This window comes from Erwinia sp. 009765445, from assembly GCF_058137865.1.
Map to the genome: position 1 here is coordinate 18,016 of NZ_JBYUWC010000013.1, position 19,427 is coordinate 37,442.

At 56.5% G+C, this 19,427-nt stretch carries 16 protein-coding genes; 5 read left to right on the plus strand and 11 right to left on the minus strand.

What is annotated here, in order from left to right; all coding sequences use genetic code 11:
• Nucleotides 1-150: 150 nt before the first annotated feature.
• Nucleotides 151-339, minus strand: a complete 189-nt coding sequence (locus AC3Y5R_RS15135) for a hypothetical protein (RefSeq protein WP_489922036.1) — start codon at nt 337-339, stop codon at nt 151-153.
• Nucleotides 340-813: 474 nt separating this feature from the next.
• Nucleotides 814-3,453: a DNA topoisomerase (ATP-hydrolyzing) subunit A gene (gene gyrA / locus AC3Y5R_RS15140; RefSeq protein WP_489922037.1), complete on the minus strand. Its 2,640-nt coding sequence runs from the start codon at nt 3,451-3,453 to the stop codon at nt 814-816.
• A gap of 191 nt (nt 3,454-3,644) precedes the next feature.
• Here gyrA and ubiG point away from each other — a divergent pair, with 191 nt between their 5' ends.
• The 4 genes from ubiG to yfaE all read left to right on the plus strand — a co-directional run bounded on the left by ubiG (nt 3,645) and on the right by yfaE (nt 8,881).
• A complete protein-coding gene (gene ubiG, locus AC3Y5R_RS15145) occupies nt 3,645-4,370 on the plus strand; it encodes a bifunctional 2-polyprenyl-6-hydroxyphenol methylase/3-demethylubiquinol 3-O-methyltransferase UbiG (RefSeq protein WP_489922038.1) in 726 nt (241 codons plus the stop codon).
• 557 nt (nt 4,371-4,927) lie between these two features.
• On the plus strand, nt 4,928-7,213 hold the full coding sequence (gene nrdA, locus AC3Y5R_RS15150) for a class 1a ribonucleoside-diphosphate reductase subunit alpha (protein WP_489922039.1): 2,286 nt from the start codon (nt 4,928-4,930) through the stop codon (nt 7,211-7,213).
• Between the two features lie 275 nt (nt 7,214-7,488).
• The gene (gene nrdB, locus AC3Y5R_RS15155) at nt 7,489-8,619 is read left to right on the plus strand and encodes a class Ia ribonucleoside-diphosphate reductase subunit beta (RefSeq protein WP_158783644.1); all 1,131 of its coding nucleotides are present in this window, start codon (nt 7,489-7,491) and stop codon (nt 8,617-8,619) included.
• A gap of 1 nt (nt 8,620) precedes the next feature.
• Nucleotides 8,621-8,881: a class I ribonucleotide reductase maintenance protein YfaE gene (yfaE, locus tag AC3Y5R_RS15160; protein ID WP_489922040.1), complete on the plus strand. Its 261-nt coding sequence runs from the start codon at nt 8,621-8,623 to the stop codon at nt 8,879-8,881.
• Nucleotides 8,882-8,963: 82 nt separating this feature from the next.
• Here the strand turns inward: yfaE and AC3Y5R_RS15165 are convergent, their stop codons facing one another.
• From AC3Y5R_RS15165 to AC3Y5R_RS15205, 9 genes are all read right to left on the minus strand, one after another.
• Complete coding sequence (locus AC3Y5R_RS15165; protein ID WP_489922041.1) at nt 8,964-10,166, minus strand: nicotinamide mononucleotide deamidase-related protein YfaY; 1,203 nt, start codon at nt 10,164-10,166, stop codon at nt 8,964-8,966.
• Between the two features lie 81 nt (nt 10,167-10,247).
• Nucleotides 10,248-11,672, minus strand: coding sequence for an o-succinylbenzoate--CoA ligase (gene menE / locus AC3Y5R_RS15170; protein ID WP_489922042.1), 1,425 nt, complete (start codon nt 11,670-11,672; stop codon nt 10,248-10,250).
• Between the two features lie 19 nt (nt 11,673-11,691).
• Nucleotides 11,692-12,666: an o-succinylbenzoate synthase gene (gene menC, locus AC3Y5R_RS15175; RefSeq protein WP_489922043.1), complete on the minus strand. Its 975-nt coding sequence runs from the start codon at nt 12,664-12,666 to the stop codon at nt 11,692-11,694.
• Complete coding sequence (gene menB / locus AC3Y5R_RS15180) at nt 12,666-13,523, minus strand: 1,4-dihydroxy-2-naphthoyl-CoA synthase (protein ID WP_489922044.1); 858 nt, start codon at nt 13,521-13,523, stop codon at nt 12,666-12,668. Before menB ends, menC begins: the two co-directional genes overlap by 1 nt.
• A gap of 3 nt (nt 13,524-13,526) precedes the next feature.
• Nucleotides 13,527-14,297 (minus strand): 2-succinyl-6-hydroxy-2,4-cyclohexadiene-1-carboxylate synthase, encoded by a 771-nt coding sequence (gene menH, locus AC3Y5R_RS15185; RefSeq protein WP_489922045.1) that lies wholly within the window; start codon nt 14,295-14,297, stop codon nt 13,527-13,529.
• A complete protein-coding gene (gene menD / locus AC3Y5R_RS15190) occupies nt 14,294-15,955 on the minus strand; it encodes a 2-succinyl-5-enolpyruvyl-6-hydroxy-3-cyclohexene-1-carboxylic-acid synthase (protein WP_489922046.1) in 1,662 nt (553 codons plus the stop codon). Before menD ends, menH begins: the two co-directional genes overlap by 4 nt.
• 74 nt (nt 15,956-16,029) lie before the next feature.
• Nucleotides 16,030-17,286 (minus strand): isochorismate synthase, encoded by a 1,257-nt coding sequence (locus tag AC3Y5R_RS15195; protein ID WP_489922047.1) that lies wholly within the window; start codon nt 17,284-17,286, stop codon nt 16,030-16,032.
• A 128-nt stretch (nt 17,287-17,414) separates the two neighbouring features.
• A complete protein-coding gene (gene elaB, locus AC3Y5R_RS15200; RefSeq protein WP_158783653.1) occupies nt 17,415-17,726 on the minus strand; it encodes a stress response protein ElaB in 312 nt (103 codons plus the stop codon).
• Between the two features lie 184 nt (nt 17,727-17,910).
• The gene (locus AC3Y5R_RS15205; protein WP_489922048.1) at nt 17,911-18,333 is read right to left on the minus strand and encodes a VOC family protein; all 423 of its coding nucleotides are present in this window, start codon (nt 18,331-18,333) and stop codon (nt 17,911-17,913) included.
• Nucleotides 18,334-18,440: 107 nt separating this feature from the next.
• On the opposite strand from AC3Y5R_RS15205, the gene AC3Y5R_RS15210 reads away from it, so the two are divergent.
• A complete protein-coding gene (locus AC3Y5R_RS15210) occupies nt 18,441-19,328 on the plus strand; it encodes a LysR family transcriptional regulator (RefSeq protein WP_489922049.1) in 888 nt (295 codons plus the stop codon).
• The last annotated feature ends 99 nt before the right edge of the window (nt 19,329-19,427 follow it).

Consider the following 19,427-nt stretch of genomic DNA (forward strand, 5'->3'; position numbering starts at 1 on the left):
GCGCAACCTATAGGCAAGCTGGACGTGGACAAATTCAATCCCGTTACAGTACCGTCACAACAGCAAAAAAGCCAGTTAACCCCCTCCCTTACAGGCATAAAAAAAGCCGGTTGAATGAACCAGCTTGTTGAGTGGGGTAAAACTGGCGGTTCAGGCTTTTAAGGATTTGGTCACAGGGGGCCATTCAACTTTTCCACCCTGCTCCATAACATGCGCCGCAAAACGATCTGCCGCCTGATTCATGTACTCCAGCGACAACGCGATAACTTCTTCTCGCGTCAAACGCTGCTGGGTCGATACTGGCAAATTCTGGTTCGCTACCTGATTTTTCGATAACATAGAGAGCCTCCTGCACGAATATTTCCAGCTCCCGCTGGCTGGCTATACTTCATAGTGCTGTCCGGCCTGTAACGCCAGGACTGATTAAAGGAGAATACCGCATCATAAGGACAAAAAATAATCATTCAGGCGAAATTTTCAGCATAAATTTGCGGCCATTTTGAATATAAAACCTCGCATATCGTCCGGTGCAGCGGAACCCTCTCCACCAGGTACTCTCGGTTCCGGCCATCCGCCTTACTGACGCTGACCCGGTAGTTTTTTTAATTCCCGGCACTCTTTCTCCAGAGCGTTCAACATTGATTTTCATGGACACGTCCTCCCTGTGTCCGCTCTGTATATCAGCCGTGCCTGGCTCGGTCAGTTTCAGCGTTCAGTCCTGCGTAACCGCTTCCAGATTTTTTTATGTCCGCCGCAAACATAAAAAAAGGCCGGTTCAACTGAACCGGCCTTTGGCACTAAAAGCGCAGACGATTACTCGTCTTCGTCGCTCTCTGGTGCATCATCTTCATTTTCCACTTCCGGGGCGATATCGTCGTCCCCTTCCGCCACGCTGCCGTCGATAGCGTCCAGCTCTTCTTCCGCTACCGGCTCAGCAACACGCTGCAGACCGACCACGTTCTCATCTTCTGCGGTGCGAATCAGGATCACACCCTGGGTGTTACGGCCAACCACACTCACTTCAGAAACGCGGGTACGCACCAGCGTACCGGCATCAGTGATCATCATGATCTGATCGCTGTCGACAACCTGTACAGCGCCAATCACCGGTCCGTTACGCTCGGTCACTTTGATCGAGATAACGCCCTGCGTTGCACGGGACTTGGTTGGATACTCGCTGTTGTCGGTACGCTTGCCGTAGCCGTTCTGAGTCACGGTCAGGATTGCACCGTCATCACGCGGCACGATCAGCGACACAACACGATCGCCTTCGGCCAGCTTAATACCGCGCACGCCGGAAGCAGTACGGCCCATGGCACGCACAGCCTGCTCAGCGAAGCGAACAACCTTACCGGCGGCGGAGAACAGCATCGCCTCGTCGTTACCGTTGGTCAGCGCCACGCCAATCAGCTCGTCGTCTTCACGCAGGTTGACGGCAATAATACCGGCGCTGCGTGGGCGGCTGAATTCGGTCAGCGCAGTTTTCTTCACGGTACCGCTGGCGGTAGCCATAAAGATGTTCCAGCCTTCGGCGTATTCGCGTACCGGCAGGATCGCCGTAATACGCTCGTTCGCTTCCAGCGGCAGCAGGTTGACGATTGGACGTCCACGTGCGCCACGGCTCGCTTCCGGCAGTTGGTAGACCTTCATCCAGTAGAGACGCCCCCGGCTGGAGAAGCACAGGATAGTGTCGTGGGTGTTGGCCACCAGCAGGCGGTCGATAAAGTCTTCTTCTTTAATACGTGCTGCAGATTTGCCTTTCCCACCACGACGCTGTGCTTCGTAATCAGTCAGTGGCTGATACTTCACATAGCCCTGGTGAGACAGAGTCACAACCACGTCTTCCTGGTTGATCAAATCTTCAATATTGATATCCGCACTGTTGGCGGTGATTTCCGTGCGGCGCTCATCGCCGAACTGATCGCGGATCAGTTCCAGCTCTTCGCGGATCACTTCCATCAGACGTTCTGCGCTTTCGAGGATGTAGATCAGTTCAGCGATCTGCTCCAACAGCTCTTTGTACTCGTCCAGCAGTTTTTCATGCTCAAGACCGGTCAATTTCTGCAGACGCAGATCCAGAATCGCCTGTGCCTGCTGTTCAGTCAGGTGGTACTGACCATCACGGATCCCGAACTCGTCTTCCAGCCACTCTGGACGCGCGGCGTTATCACCGGCACGCTCCAGCATTGAGGCAACGTTGCCCAGATCCCACGGACGGGCAACCAGGCCTGCTTTCGCTTCCGCTGGGGTTGGTGCTCGGCGGATCAGTTCAATGATCGGGTCGATGTTAGCCAGGGCAATCGCCAGCGCTTCCAGGATGTGGGCACGGTCGCGAGCTTTACGCAGTTCAAAGATCGTACGGCGGGTCACCACTTCACGGCGATGACGCACGAAGGCTTCAAGAATATCCTTCAGCGGCATGATCTTCGGCTGACCCTGATGCAGGGCAACCATGTTGATACCGAAAGAGGTCTGCAGCTGAGTGAGTGAATAGAGGTTATTCAGCACCACTTCGCCAACCGCATCGCGCTTGATCTCAATCACAATGCGCATGCCGTCTTTATCGGATTCATCACGCAGCGCGCTGATCCCTTCCAGACGCTTCTCTTTTACCAACTCAGCCATCTTCTCAATCAGACGAGCTTTGTTCACCTGATAAGGGATTTCGTGAATGATGATGGTTTCGCGACCGGTTTTGGCATCGACTTCCACTTCGCCACGGGCGCGGATATAAATTTTTCCACGACCGGTACGGTAGGCTTCTTCAATGCCACGGCGGCCATTGATGATCGCCGCAGTCGGGAAGTCCGGCCCCGGGATGTGCTCCATCAGCCCTTCAATGCTGATATTCTCATCGTCGATATAGGCCAGGCAGCCGTTGATCACTTCCGTCAGGTTGTGCGGAGGGATGTTGGTTGCCATACCCACGGCAATCCCCGATGCGCCGTTAACCAGCAGGTTGGGGATTTTGGTCGGCATGACTTCCGGGATCTGCTCGGTGCCGTCGTAGTTCGGCACGTAGTCGACGGTCTCTTTTTCGAGATCCGCCAGCAGTTCATGGGCGATTTTGGACATGCGCACTTCGGTGTAACGCATTGCTGCGGCGGAATCGCCGTCAACGGAACCGAAGTTACCCTGGCCATCGACCAGCATGTAGCGCAGCGAGAATGGCTGGGCCATACGAACAATAGTGTCGTACACCGCTGTATCACCGTGAGGGTGATATTTACCGATGACATCGCCGACAACACGGGCAGACTTTTTATAAGGTTTATTCCAGTCATTGCCCAGCACGTTCATGGCGTAGAGTACACGACGGTGTACTGGCTTAAGCCCATCGCGAACATCTGGCAATGCACGGCCAACGATGACCGACATGGCATAATCGAGGTAAGAGTTCTTTAACTCTTCTTCGATATTGACCGGTGTGATTTCTCTGGCTAGATCGCTCATTGAGCCGCTATCCCTCTACGTTATACCCGGATTCAAAGGTGCGAAAGTATATCACCTTTACACCTGGTGGTGAATGGAAAGCGTCGTTTTGCACGCTTTAATAGCGCCTGAACGGATCAGAAGCGGAGCACTGCCCCTTGCGGTGAGGAAAGATGTATACTCCCTGCAAACTTTCCAGGGAGTATGAGTAAATGAAAGCAGAGCAAAACGGCCCGGTGAACGTCGATCATGATGAAATTGCCAAATTCGAAGCGGTAGCTTCCCGCTGGTGGGATCTGGAAGGCGAATTCAAGCCTCTGCACCGCATTAATCCGCTGCGCCTGGGTTACATTGCCCAACACAGTAATGGCCTGTTCGGTAAGAAGGTGCTGGACGTTGGCTGCGGTGGCGGCATTCTGGCGGAAAGCATGGCCCGTGAAGGGGCGGAAGTCACTGGACTGGATATGGGTGCCGAGCCGCTGCAAATTGCCCGCCTGCATGCGCTGGAAAGCGGCGTGAAAGTTGATTACGTCCAGCAGACCGTGGAAGATCATGCGGAGCAGTTCGCCGGTCAGTACGATGTGGTGACCTGTATGGAAATGCTGGAGCATGTGCCAGACCCGCGCTCCGTGGTTCACGCCTGCGCCCGCCTGGTTAAGCCGGGTGGCGAAGTGTTCTTCTCAACCCTGAATCGCAACAGCAAGTCCTGGCTGATGGCCATTATCGGTGCGGAATACGTGCTGCGTATGGTTCCACGTGGCACCCACGACATTAAAAAGTTCATCCGTCCGGCAGAGCTGCTGAACTGGGTTGATGAAACTCCGCTGCGCGACCGTCATATCATTGGCCTGCACTACAACCCGCTGACCAACAAATTTAAGCTGGCCCCCGGCGTGGACGTCAACTATATGATCCACACCCACTGCCCGGCTGAATAGCCAGTAGCAGAAATACTGATGCAGGCCGCTGTGCCTGCATTATTGATCCTTAGGGTAAATTCCCGCTCTTCGTCACGTAACCGTCATAAGAATCCCTTAGATTAACGCCGCTGCCAGATCCTTTTCCTCTTAGACGGCTGACGGGGTTCTGCGGCAGGATAATTTTAAACCGGAAAGGGCTAATAATTTTCCGGGTAAAACGGGAGCTGTTTAACGTTCCTGAAGGGCAGTTTTTGCGCAAATAAAATCATGAATTTTCAGCGCTGAACAAGAAACCCGCGCTTGATCAAATTTCTAAAAATTTTCTCAACCCGTTGACATTGCTACAGGGCCTTGAGAAACGCGGACTTAGGAAAACAACCTGGGTCCGATCAGCAAAATCTCGTGAAAATCAAGCCTTGTTAACCTCAGATAAATTACTAAAATACTCACCATATTGTTATCTGTACTTCCTTCACCCCCTATATATAGTGTTTATCCACAGAGTTACTCACATCTGAGTATGTTGTGTATAAACAGGGGATACTTTCGACTTCACGGACAGGATATTACTCGACATGAATCAAAGCCTGCTTGTCACTAAACGCGATGGCCGCACTGAACGCATTAATCTGGACAAAATCCACCGCGTGCTTGACTGGGCTGCAGAGGGCCTGAAGAACGTTTCCGTTTCTCAGGTTGAACTGCGTTCTCATATCCAGTTCTATGAAGGGATCAGAACCTCTGATATCCACGAAACCATTATCAAATCCGCTGCGGACCTGATCTCCCGCGACGCACCGGATTATCAGTATATGGCTGCCCGCCTCGCCATTTTCCACCTGCGTAAAAAAGCCTACGGCCAGTTCGAGCCGCCAAAGCTGTACGATCAGGTGAAGCGTATGGTCGACCTCGGCAAATACGACAGCCATCTGCTGGAAGATTACAGCGCGGAAGAGTTCGAACAGCTGGACGGCTTTATCGACCACTGGCGCGACATGAACTTCTCTTACGCGGCGGTTAAGCAGCTGGAAGGCAAATATCTGGCGCAAAACCGCGTCAGCGGCGAAATTTACGAAAGCGCCCAGTTCCTGTATATTCTGGTCGCGGCCTGCCTGTTCTCTGGCTACCCGCGTGAGACCCGTCTGGACTACGTGAAGCGTTTCTACGATGCGATCTCCACCTTTAAAATCTCGTTGCCGACGCCAATCATGTCCGGCGTGCGTACCCCGACCCGTCAGTTCAGCTCCTGCGTGCTAATCGAGTGCGGCGACAGCCTGGATTCGATCAACGCCACTTCCAGCGCTATCGTAAAATATGTGTCTCAGCGTGCCGGTATCGGTATCAACGCCGGTCGTATCCGTGCGCTGGGCAGCCCGATCCGTGGCGGCGAAGCGTTCCATACCGGTTGTATCCCTTTCTATAAGCACTTCCAGACCGCGGTGAAGTCCTGCTCTCAGGGCGGCGTGCGTGGCGGTGCAGCAACGCTGTTCTACCCGATGTGGCATCTGGAAGTGGAAAGCCTGCTGGTGCTGAAGAACAACCGTGGGGTGGAAGGCAACCGCGTTCGTCACATGGACTATGGCGTACAGATCAACAAGCTGATGTATACCCGCCTGTTGAAAGGCGAAGAGATCACCCTGTTCAGCCCGTCTGACGTACCAGGCCTGTACGATGCGTTCTTCGCCGATCAGGAAGAGTTCGAGCGTCTGTACACCAAATACGAGAAAGATGACGGCATCCGTAAGCAGCGCGTGAAGGCCGTTGACCTGTTCTCGCTGATGATGCAGGAACGCGCCTCAACCGGCCGTATCTACATCCAGAACGTCGATCACTGCAACACCCACAGCCCGTTTGACCCGACTATCGCGCCGGTTCGCCAGTCTAACCTGTGCCTGGAAATCGCGCTGCCAACCAAGCCGCTAATGGATGTGAACGACGAGAACGGTGAAATCGCTCTGTGTACGCTGTCGGCGTTCAACCTGGGCGCGATTGAAAGCCTGGACGACCTGCAGGAGCTGGCCACGCTCGCCGTTCGTGCGCTGGACGCCCTGCTGGATTATCAGGATTACCCAATTCCTGCCGCGAAGCGTGGCGCAATGGGCCGCCGTACGCTGGGTATTGGCGTGATCAACTTCGCCTACTACCTGGCGAAGCACGGCGTACGTTATTCTGACGGCAGCGCAAACAATCTGACCCACAAAACGTTCGAAGCCATTCAGTATTACCTGCTGAAAGCCTCTAACGATCTGGCGAAAGAGCAAGGCGCCTGCCCGTGGTTTAATGAAACGACCTATGCGCAGGGCATCCTGCCGATCGACACCTACAAGAAAGACCTGGATGCGATCAGCAACGAACAGCTGCATCTGGACTGGGAAACGCTGCGTGAAGAGATCAAAACGCACGGCCTGCGTAACTCCACGCTATCTGCACTGATGCCGTCAGAAACCTCCTCGCAGATTTCTAACGCCACCAACGGCATTGAGCCACCACGCGGCCACATCAGTATCAAAGCGTCGAAAGACGGTATCCTGCGTCAGGTTGTGCCTGAGTACGAACGCCTGAAAGACAGCTACGAGTTGCTGTGGGAAATGCCAAACAACGACGGTTATCTGCAGCTGGTTGGCCTGATGCAGAAATTTATCGACCAGGCGATTTCGTCCAACACTAACTACGATCCAACCCGCTTTGAGAAGGGTCGTGTGCCGATGAAGCAACTGCTGAAAGACCTGCTGACCGCCTATAAATTTGGCGTCAAAACGCTCTACTACCAGAACACCCGTGATGGCGCAGAAGACGCGCAGGATGATTTGGCACCGTCCATTCAGGACGATGGCTGTGAAAGCGGCGCCTGCAAGATTTAAATACCCTTCATACTTCACGTTGCAGGTGCGTTGGCTGCACGAGCGCACCCCAGACACTTACTTGAGTAAGCTCCAGGGGATGAGCTCGCTGGCCGCGTGATTCGGCCTGATGGCCTCACCCCTTTGGGGCCAGCGCAGGCGCTGTTCAAAAACGATGACGTTTTTGTCCTGCAACGCGAATTATTTTGGGTATACTGGCTGATTGAACGAACTCAGTCGCCCCCAACCCTCTGTCCGGGCCAGATTCGCGGCCTGGCCTTACTGGATCACTATTCATGGCTTACACAACGTTCTCGCAGAATAAAAACAACCAGCTGGATGAACCCATGTTCTTCGGTCAGCCAGTTAACGTCGCCCGCTACGATCAGCAGAAATATGACATCTTTGAAAAGCTGATCGAGAAGCAGCTCTCCTTCTTCTGGCGACCGGAAGAAGTGGACGTTTCGCGCGATCGTATCGACTATCAGGGTCTGCCGGACCATGAGAAGCACATCTTTATCAGCAACCTGAAGTATCAGACGCTGCTTGACTCCATTCAGGGACGCAGCCCGAACGTTGCCCTGCTGCCGCTGATCTCCATCCCGGAGCTGGAAACCTGGGTTGAGACCTGGGCGTTCTCTGAAACGATCCATTCCCGCTCCTACACCCATATCATCCGCAATATCGTCAACGATCCGGCGATCGTGTTTGACGATATCGTGACAAACGAGCAGATCCTGTCGCGCGCCAAAGATATCTCTGGCTACTACGATGACCTGATTGAGATGACCAACTACTGGCATCTGCTGGGTGAAGGCACCCATCAGGTTAATGGTAAAACCGTGACTGTCAGCCTGCGCGGCCTGAAAAAACAGCTCTATATCTGCCTGATGAGCGTTAATGCGCTTGAAGCTATCCGCTTCTATGTCAGCTTCGCCTGCTCCTTCGCCTTTGCCGAGCGCGAGCTGATGGAAGGCAACGCCAAAATCATCCGTCTGATTGCCCGTGACGAAGCACTGCATCTGACCGGCACCCAGCACATGCTGAACCTGCTGCGCAGTGGTGAAGACGATCCGGAGATGGCAGAAATCGCCAGTGAGTGCCGTCAGGAGTGCTACGACCTGTTCGTGCTGGCTGCTCAGCAGGAGAAAGAGTGGGCAGATTATCTGTTCCGTGACGGCTCGATGATTGGCCTGAACAAAGACATTCTGTGGCAGTACATTGAGTACATCACCAATATCCGCATGCAGGCGGTGGGTCTGGAGCTGCCGTTCAAAACCCGCTCGAACCCAATCCCGTGGATCAACTCGTGGCTGGTCTCTGACAACGTGCAGGTCGCACCGCAGGAAGTGGAAGTGAGCTCTTACCTGGTAGGTCAGATTGACTCCGAAGTGGGTGAAAACGACTTCGACGACTTCCAGCTGTAAAATGGCAGGTTCGATCATTACGCTGCGTGCTTCCGGCACGCGGCTGCACTGCCAGGAAGAGCACCGCTCGCTACTGGATGCGCTGGAATTCCACCGCATCCCGGTGGAATATCAGTGCCGGGAAGGCTACTGCGGCTCCTGCCGTACCCGGCTACTGAAAGGGGAAGTCTGTTACGCCGCCCGGCCGCTGGCTTTCGTGCAGGATGGCGAGATCCTCCCCTGCTGCTGCACCGCTAACGGTGATATTGAGATCGAGATGTAGCGGTTCACCCGCTATAACAATCGTGCCTGCCTCACTGAAGGGGCGAATTTACTCCCCCCTTCAGGATTGATTCGCCTGGCAATTATCCCTGCAGTGTCTCAACCACATCAATCCAGCCGTGCCCGGTTGACACTTCCATGCCGTTGAGCCAGCGACGCAGCATATTCAGCGCCATCATCGCCACCACGTCCTGACGGGCTTTCAGCCCGTGGCGATTAATGTTGAACTTCACCTTCTGCGCCCAACTCCCTTCCGGCGTATGCAGCGCAAAGCCAAGATGCTCATCCTGCAAGCCACCGACCACCAGCACCAGACTGGCGTCTCCGTCTGCAGCCAGCTGCTGACTGCGTTTGATCAACTCCGACAGCGTTTCCGCATGGGTTGGCAGCACGTTACCCGCTTTCAGCGGCGCGTCGGCAGAGGCCAGCTGCCACTGCAGCAGCCCGGCAGTAAATTGCTCACTGACCGCCAGGCTGTACCCCTTCTCCTTCAGGCGGCGTGAAATCTGGGCTGGCAGCCCTTCCGTTCCCTCAAAAATGGTACTTTCCCCGGCGATTTCGCGTACCTGCTGCCAGAACTGCTCCATCTCCGCCAGCTTAGAAGCCGGACCGTTAAGCTTGAGTTCAATAATCGGCATTGAGGCCCGGTAGCCCATTACCACGCCTTCCGGCAGCGGCAGCGGCAGCGGTTCAATTTCGGAAGCCAGATCGCTCTCGCCACGTCCAAAGGTGGTCATGCGCAGGCAGACTGGCGGCTCAGGCAGGGAGAAGCGGGTCTTCAGGCGCGGCAGGATTTGCTGCTCAACCATCACTTTGTATTCGGAGGGAACGCCAGGCGTGAAGAAAATCCAGCAGCGGTTCAGTTCGATGGCGAAACCGCAGGCTGTGCCGACCGGGTTATCCAGCATTTCGGCACCAGCCGGGATTTCAGCCTGTTTACGGTTGCTGTCCGCCATTTTGCGGCCGCGTCCGGCGAAGAAGGCTTCCATTTTCGCCAGCCACTCTTCGTGCAGCACCAGGCCCACACCCGCAGCTTTTGCCGCAGCCAGCGCGCTCAAATCATCGCTGGTAGGGCCGAGGCCGCCGTTCACAATCAGCACATCCGCCACTTTGCTGCGTTCGGTCAGCACATTAACCAGTTCGGCCAGATTATCTCCCACCGTCTGGCGACTGGTCATTGGCAGACCGTTCTGGAACAGTACCTCAGCCAGCCAGGCCGCATTGGTATCGACGATTTGTCCATGCAGCACTTCATCGCCGGTGGCGAGCATTTCCACTCTTATCATTTTGTTCTCCGGATCGGTCAGGTTTGTTAACTGTATGAAGCCAATCCGGGAAACACAATGTCATTTTTGCTCGTCGTGCGTTTAGTCCGCTTCCTGCCTGGCCACCCACTCCACCAGCCGCTGCCGCGAGATTTTGATCCCGCCGCTGTTCAGCTCCGGCAGTACGTACCATCTTACCGGCCGCTGAAAGCCCGCCAGCAGCGTTTTTGACCACGCTTCCAGCTCCGGTAACGTCACCTCAGCTTTCAGGGTGACCAGCGCCACCGGGCGATGACCGAACTCCTCATCCGCTTTTGGCACAATAAATATCTGCTCCACCGCCGGATGGGTCAGCAGCACGGCCTCAACCTGCTCCGGCTGGATGCCTTCCCCGGCAGAGAAAAACTGATTGTCCAGCCGCCCGGTCAGGTGCAGGCCATCATCATCAAGGTAACCACCATCGCGGGTGGTGAACCAGCCGCCGTTGCCGGCCAGTGACAGCAGGTACCCCTGTCGCCAGTAGCCACACGCCAGTGCGGGAGACCGAATCTGCACTTCACCCTCCACAACACGAACCTGCTGACCGGCCAGAGGCTGGCCGACACCGTTGCAGCCATCGGCTCTTTTGGCCGTCACGGTGGAAGCCGTTTCGGTCATGCCATAACCACACCAGCAGGCGATCCCTGCGGCCTCTGCCTGCTGCGTTAACGTCTCGGGGATCGCTGCGCCGCCCAGCAATACGTTATGCAGATTCTCCGGCAACCGTGGCTGCTGCAACAGCCGCCAGAGCTGAGTGGGTACCAGAGAAGCAAAGGTCGACAGATCCAGCGCCTGATGTAGCGGCGCGTCGCCGGGTAGCACCAGGTTTGACCCTGCCAGCAGCCAGCGCCAGATAATCCCCTGCCCTGACACGTGACACAGTGGCAGGGAGAGCAGCCAGCTGTCTTCAGCGGTGAAATTCATTGTCGTCACCACACCATAAGCGCTGGCAAGATGCGCCCGGAAAGTGTGTGCAGCGGCTTTTGGCAGGCCACCCGAGCCTGAAGTGAGCGTCAGCGTCGCCAGCGCCTCCGGCTCCCACTTTCGATCTGCCCGGCCTTTCTGATACTGCATACTCAGGGCCAGAATTCCGGACGGGGTATCGCCCGTCAGCGTCAGGGCAAAATCGATATTCAGCACGGGTAAAAGAGTGGCGGTCTGCGACTCAGGAAGACGGGGGTTAAGCGGTAGCAGACGCGCGCCACACTGCAATAATGCCATGTAGGCCAGAAGAGCCTGTTCACTGTTACCGGCCTTCATTACCACACCACATCCGGCATGCACTCCCTGACTGATAAACCCCATCGCCAGTTCATCAATCTGCTGCGCCAGCTGCGACCAGTTCAGGTTGTGACAACCCTCAGCCACGGCAATCTTCTGTGGCCGGAAGCGCGCCCAGTGCCGCCATGGCCAGTCGCTGAAACGGACCGACCCTTCAACTGCCGGCCCTGCCGCCTGCCGTATTCCGGTCAACGTTGAGAGGGCCATAACGCCTCCTGCATTTCAGTCAGCTCCAGCGTTGCCATACTGCCTCCAGCTCTCCGGCAGGGATCAGCGCTAGCGAACAACCCGGCCAGCTGCGCTCCAGCTGGTGCTGCATCAGATCCAGCGTATCCAGTCCGGGAAGGGAAGAAGGCGTCAGCCAGGCGGCAATACGCGCCAGCTGGGTCAACCCGAGACTGGATTCCACTGAGGAGCTGATAACCGCTGAAATGCCAGCCTGTTCTGCCTGTGCCAACAGCGCCCGGATTCTGGTCAGGCTGCCGGTCAGCATCGGTTTGATCACTATCGTGCGCAAAAAAGGTTCAGCGACCGGCCGATAATTCTCTTCACGCACGCTTTCGTCCCAGGCAAGCGCAATCCGGGTTTCCCGCGCAAACTCCCGCGACTCCTGTGGCGTGCGGCAAGGCTCTTCCAGAAAGGCAATACGCGGGCGCAGCTCAATGGAAACAAAGCGGGCGAACTTCAGGGCTTTCTCCAGGCTCCACTGACGATTAGCATCCAGTCGCAGGGTCAGATCTGGCAGCGCTTCCAGCAGCAGATTGACCATCATGCCGTCGCGCACCGGTTCATACCTCCCCACTTTCATTTTCGCCACCGGCCGGGTCTGTTCGTGCAGACGGTTGAACAGTTCATCCGGATCGCCCGTGCACAGCATGGCGCTGTCATAATTCCCGGCGGAGGGCAGCTCTCCGGCCAGTTCAGCCAGCGCGCAGCTCAGCCCGAATGCCACCGAGGGCAACAGGCTCTCTGCTGGCTGCTCACCCTGACACCAGCTCTCCAGCCAGCCAGCTGCCGCGAACTGAGCCTCAGAGTGCGTTTCCGCACTGAAGCCGGGCAAAGGGGCAATTTCCCCCCAGCCTTCACGATGACTCTCCGTCAGCCTGACCAGCAGCCCATTGCGCTCTTTCACCCGCCGGTCACGCAGTACGGTCCCCGGCTCCAGCGGGATGCTGTATGAAAATAACGTTGCGCCACGCATTACGGATTACGCTTGAATTTGCTGAAGTCTGGCTGGCGCTTCTGGTTAAACGCATTGCGTCCTTCCTGCCCTTCTTCGGTCATATAGAACAGCATGGTGGCATTGCCCGCCAGCTCCTGCAGACCGGCCTGACCGTCACAGTCGGCATTCAGCGCCGCTTTCAGACAGCGCAGCGCCATCGGGCTGTTTTGCAGCATCTCGCGGCACCAGCGCACCGTTTCTCTTTCCAGTTCGGCCAGCGGCACTACGGTGTTAACCAGTCCCATCTCCAGCGCCTGCTGCGCATTGTACATGCGGCACAGGAACCAGATTTCACGCGCTTTTTTCTGGCCGACGATGCGTGCCATATAAGCTGCTCCCCAGCCGCCGTCAAAAGAACCCACCTTTGGCCCGGTCTGGCCGAACTGCGCGTTATCGGCGGCGATGGTCAGGTCACACATCATATGCAACACATGACCGCCGCCCACGGCATAGCCTGCCACCATCGCCACCACCGGCTTGGGACAGGTGCGGATCTGACGCTGAAAATCCAGCACGTTGAGATGATGAACGCCGGATTCATCCCGGTAACCGCCGTAGTCGCCGCGAATTTTCTGGTCGCCACCGGCGCAGAATGCCTTCTCGCCTTCGCCGGTCAGCACTATCACGCCAATCTGCTCGTCGTTGCGGGCATCGCTCAGAGCCAGCAGCATCTCCTTCACCGTCTGCGGGCGGAAGGCGTTACGGACTTCAGGCCGGTTAATGGTGATGCGGGCAATGCCGTCAGCCGATTTGTCAAAGCGGATGTCGCTGAAACCGGTGCCACAGTCGCGCCATTCCACCGGGGCATACAGCATCTCTTCATCGGGGTAGATCATAATTTAACTCCTTAAATAACTGAGCCTGCGCGCCAGCAAAGCGGCACAGGCCTGGGGATTAGCCCTGTGAGCGTTATGGCCCGCGGCGGGAACAGAATCAAATGGCAGCGAGGCCTGCTGCGCCAGCAGACGGAATTTGCTGTCGTGCTCCCCGCACAGGATGTGCAGGTGTTTCAGAGACTGAAGCTCGGGCAATAAATTGGGCTGGCGGGCAAGAGAGGTTGCCAGCAGCATACTGGCGAGGGCCTGAGGATGGTTGTTGCTGCGCAGGAGGATCAGTTGTCGTCGCTGCTCTTCAGTGAGATCGGCAAACACCGGCTGGCGATACCATTCGTCCAGCGTCTGACCGAGGGGCTGCATGCGAAGTTTTTCCGCCCAGCAGTGATCACTGGCCAGTCTCTCGCGGCGGGCCGTTGCCGACTCAAGGCCGTAATGAGCGCCTTCCACAATCACGCCCTGCAGCCCTGATGCTGCATGGCGGCAGGCATAAAACATCGCGATCCGGCCGCCCAGCGAATAGCCAATCAGCCAGTAGCGCTGCACCTGATGGCTGTGCAGCGTGGCAGTCAGCAATGCAGAAAGCTGGTCGAAACCGACGACCTGCTGACCACACGAGCCGCCGTGGCCCGGCAGATCGATGCTCAGTTGCGGCCAGCCACCGAGGCGGGCCTGTACAGGCTGCCAGTCATCTCCGTTGCCCAGAAAGCCGTGCAGCCAGACCAGAACGGGTCGTTCTTCGTGATGTGAACCCTGCCAGCGCGCGTGAAGGATCATAGCGATTTCCCCGCTGTGACCAGGCTTCGTGCGCCCTCATCCTGATCGACACGCAGTTCAATCAGCGTTGTCCCTCCGCTCTGCCATCCCTGTCCGACAGCATTGCTGAGTGCAGCCCAGCTTTGCGGCTGATGATAATGCAGCCCGAACATCTCTGCGGCCGGAGCAAAACTAACGTGCTGAGGCATAGCAAAAAAGCGCTCCCGCTCCGCCTCCGGAGTAGGCAACATGCTGAAAATCTGCCCGCCATTATTATTGACCACCACCAGCACCAGCGGCGCAGTCACCTGCCTCAGCAGGGCCAGACTGTTAATGTCATACAGCGCGGAGAGATCGCCCACCACCATCAGCAGCGGCTTCGTACTCCCCCGCTGCACGCCAGCCGCCGTGGCAATCAGCCCGTCAATACCGCTGGCACCGCGGCTGGCGTAAACCGGATAACCGGCGGGCAGTCTGGCGAAGGCATCCACCAGCCGCACGGTCAGGCTGTTGCCCAGAAACACACAGCCATCCTCTGGCAACAATTGCGCCAGCCTTGCAGCCAGCTGCGCCTCGCCAAAATGGCTTAGCCTGTGCGTTTGTGCGCTGAAGGTCTCTTCTGCCAGCTCCCGCAGCGAAGGGCACCAGGCCGGTCGGCTGATGGCAGGATGGGCTGCCAGCCACTCACCGATATCGGCCACTATCCGGCAGCTGCGGTGATGTTCAGGGTCACGAAGGCCTGTCATCGGCTCGATTAACCAGTACGCTTCAGGCTGATGTGCCGCCAGCCAGGCATTAAGATGCTTGCCGGTGAGATGACTGCCAAACTGCACCACCAGTTGAGCCTGGTGTAGCATCTCCCGTGCGGCAGGCTGGTGCAACCACAGTTCAGCACAGGGGAAAGGAATGCCCGTTTGTGACTGCACGTCAGCGATCAGCGGCCAGCCCAGCTCAGCGGCCCATTTCGCCACCGCCGCGCCTTCTTCCGCCGTGACTTTACCTACGATCACCAGCCCGTTTCTTTGCCGCCATTCGGGCCAGCGGGCCTGCACGGCTACCGGTGCTGAAGCCGCCATCTCAGTCCAGGGCCGGTCATCCTGCCACCAGCTTCCCAACTGTTCATGCCAGGCCTGAAAAGCAGCAGGATCGCTGCCGTACAGGGGGTCTGCGAACGGGCAATTGATGTGCACGGCACCCGCAGGATGCTGTTGGAGCAGCGCATCAATCACTGAAACCAGCCAGCGGGCGAAAATGTCAGGAGAAGGAGTGGGAAGATTGAGCGCGCCGCTGACGTGATGGCCAAACAGCCCCGGCTGTTCAATGGCCTGATTAGCGCCACAATCGATCAACTGCTGCGGACGATCGGCACTCAGGACAATCAGCCGCTCGCCGGTCAGGCGGGCTTCAATCACCGCAGGATAGAGGTTGGCCACGGCCGTGCCAGAAGTGACGATAATCGCCACTGGCTGCCGGGTGGCCTTTGCCAGCCCCAGCGCCAGATGGCCAAGGCCGCGCTCGTCAAAATGGGTATGGCAGAGAAATTTAGCATTGTCCGCCGCCGCCAGCGTCAGCGGGGCCGAACGGGAACCCGGCGCGATGCAGAGATGACGAACGCCGTGCCGCGTTAAGGCTTCAAGGATCACGGCTGCCCAGCGGCGGTTGAAGATACTGTGTGACATAACCCACTCCAGATCAAACGAGCAGGCAGCAGTATAAAAGTGCCATCAGCGTCCCATCTTGATTCAGGACAGTATCAATGCGCTTTCCAGCCAACCAAAGCCCCGAGCGAGGCCGCTTTCTGGTTTATCTCCCGCCACTCCAGCGCGGGTTCAGAACCGGCAACAATCCCGGCACCGGCATACAGCCGGACGGTTTCTCCGGTCACCCACGCTGAACGAAGCGCAACGCTGAATTCACTCTCCGTCGCCGACAGGTAGCCGACAGATCCGGCATACCATTCGCGGCTGAATGACTCGTGCCGGGCAATAAACTGGCGTGCGGGCTGACGGGGCAGTCCTGCTACTGCCGCCGTTGGCTGCAGCTGTTGCAGGCATAGCAAGTCGTCAGGCTGAAGCAGACGGCATTGCAACCTGCGCCGGAGATGCTGAACTTTCCGCAACCGCACCACTTCCACAGGAGAAACGACAACGTCATTCGCTACCGGCTGCAGTCGCTGACAGATATCCTCCACCACCATCTCATTCTCACGGCGATTTTTTTCATCCCTCAGCAAAGCCCCTGCCAGCTGCCGCGCCTGGTCAGGATCCGTTGCACTTTCACAGGTCCCGGCCAGAGCCTCGCTGCTCAGAACAAGCTGCTGACGGCGGTACAACCGTTCCGGGCTGGAACCGGTAAAAGTCTGCTCAGCATTGAACGCCAGCAAAAAGTGGTAACAGTGATGATTAATTTGCTGGCTGGCTGCCAGCAGCGAGGCCGCAGAAACCGGCGAGTTAAAACGTAAATCCGTGGCGCGGGCCAGCACCACTTTTTCCATCTCATCCTGCTGAATAGCTTTTAGTGCCAGAGTAACCATCCGCGACCACTGATCCTGCTCAGGAAAATGGCTGACGTTTTGTGGCGCGACGGGTAGTGGGCTGAGCGGACGGACAGGCTGAAGCCGATCGAGAAACTGCAGGGCCAGCTGAACATCGTTATTCAGGAACAGCAGCAATTCATTGCCGCGCCACAGCAACCGGGAAAGGAAAAGATAGCAGCCATCCAGCCCAAAGCGCGTTGCCCCCAGCAGACACCCTTGCGCCGGAAGATTTTTTATCAGTTCGGTGACCGTTTCCGGCGTTTCACACCGCTGAATTTCTCCTAAGCCCAGCAGCCGGGTTTGACCTTCGCGCGGTTGCCAGTAAAACTGTGGCCAGATCGGCTGCGCAGCCAGCCACGGCAGTCCATTTTCTTTAGCGGTCAGCGGGGTTGTAAGACAAGTAAAACCCGACAGCGGCTGAGTCAGGGAAAGGAGCTGCTGTCGCAGCCGGTGAAGCACGGAAGTGAGATCCACAAGAAGAGTACCGTTCAGCGTAGAATGGGGTTATTTTACGTCGCAGCCCACCGCCCATATTGATCTGGCTCCATGCAATGAAAAACGGGCACCCGAAGGGCGCCCGTTTCCAGTTACCGCAGAGCGACTTAGCGACGCGCCAGCAGTAATCCCACAACCAGCCCCAGAGTGGCACCGACGCCAATCCCCTGCCACGGCTTATCGTGAACGTATTCGTCGGCACGGGTTACGGCCTGCTTCGCACGAACATAATAGGTGTCAGAAGCGTTGCTGACGCGCGACTTCACGTCGTTCAGCGATTTTTCTGCTTTGGCTTTCAGCTCGATGTATTTCTGATCGGCCGGGTCGCCGGAGGATTTAAGCACTTCTTCCAGCGTTTCAGTCAGCAAAGCCAGATCATCGTCCAGGTTCGTGTCTTGGGGTTCAATCGTTTTAGCCATTACCATCTCCTTGTGCGAATAATATTCTTCAATAACTATAGACACTATTAACCGATCTGCCCGTTCTGCAGGCCAGGAATCGACTGATAATGCGCTGGGGAAAGTGACGGGCAAAAAAAACCGGCCACGACAGCCGGTGACCGGAGAAGGTCTTTAACAGGATGCACAGGAAGATGGCGGCGTATTATTTGGCAAACATCTGGCCGATATCTTTAAAAGCTTTGAACTCCAGTGCGTTGCCGCTGGGATCGTAAAAGAACATGGTGGCCTGTTCACCCACCTGCCCTTTGAACCGCACATAAGGTTCGATTTCAAACTTGATCTGGAAGTCACGCAGGCGGGCGGCCAGCGCTTCCCACTCTTCCCAACTCAGTACCAGGCCAAAATGGGGGACAGGGACACCATGTCCGTCAACGGCATTTTTATGCACCTCCCGCGGCTCCGTTTGCGGATGTTCATGGATCACCAGCTGATGCCCGTAAAAATCAAAATCCACCCATGTCTCGCTGGAGCGACCTTCAGACAGGTTAAAGACGGTACAGTAAAAATGACGGGCAGTGTCGAGGTCAGTGACCGGAATCGCCAGGTGAAACGGACTGAGGGCCATAGTAGTCTCCGGGTGCGTTGTGTTTCATTGATGTTAACGATAATATTTTTTATGAAAAGCGAATATTTTTACTATGATTCAATAATTATTTCGATGAGTCAGAAACTATGCTGCGGGAACTGAAAACTTTTATCGCTATCAGCCACGCTGGCACTTTCGCCGCCGCCGGGCAGCAGATTGGCCTGACACAGTCGGCAGTCAGTGCGCAAATGCGTGCGCTGGAAGATGCACTGGGCATGAAGCTGTTCGATCGCTCGGGCCGTGCTGCAGCGCTGAATGCCAACGGCACGCGCGTGCTGCCAATAGCGGAGGAGATCCTCACCCTTTTTAACCGCATGGCCCAGCCTGAGAGCCTGAACGACTACCGCGGGGAGATTAAAATCGGTGCTATTGCCTCAGTGCAGACCGGGATACTGCCCGCCGTGCTGGTCAATCTTCGCCAGCAGGCTCCGGAGCTGGAAACGCGGCTGATCCCTGGCGTCTCATTTAACCTGCTGACCCAGGTTGACGCCGGGAATATTGACCTGGCGGTGGTGGTCAAACCGGGCTTTGCACTGACCAAAGACCTGTATGCCGAAACGCTGCAGCAGGAGCCTTTTGTGCTGATTGTGCCACCAGACGTGGCTGGTGGCGATGTACTCAGCCTGATCCGCGACAATCCCTTTATTCGTTACGATCGCACCTCTTTTGGCGGCCGTCTGGTCAGTCAGTTTTTGCGCGAACAGCACCTGGAGCCTAAACTGGCACTGGAAATTGATGAAATCGATGCGATCGAAAGAATGGTCGGGCTGAGTCTTGGCGTGGCGCTGGTGCCACTGGCAGGGCTGTGGGTTGACCGTCCTTCCGGCGTGCGTATTGTGCCGCTGGGCGACCTGACGTTTTATCGCGAACTGATCGTGGTAATGCGTCATGCTAATCGCCAGGCACCGCTGCATAAATTTATTACCGGGGCACTGCGGCGACATGCCCGCCAGAACCTTCAGGAACTGGTTTAAAAACGCCGTTAATCAGAGGAAAACACTGCTTTTATTGGATTTATCTGATAAGTTTTTCCGGAACTGAATTATCGTCATTATAAGCTGTCGTACCTCGCT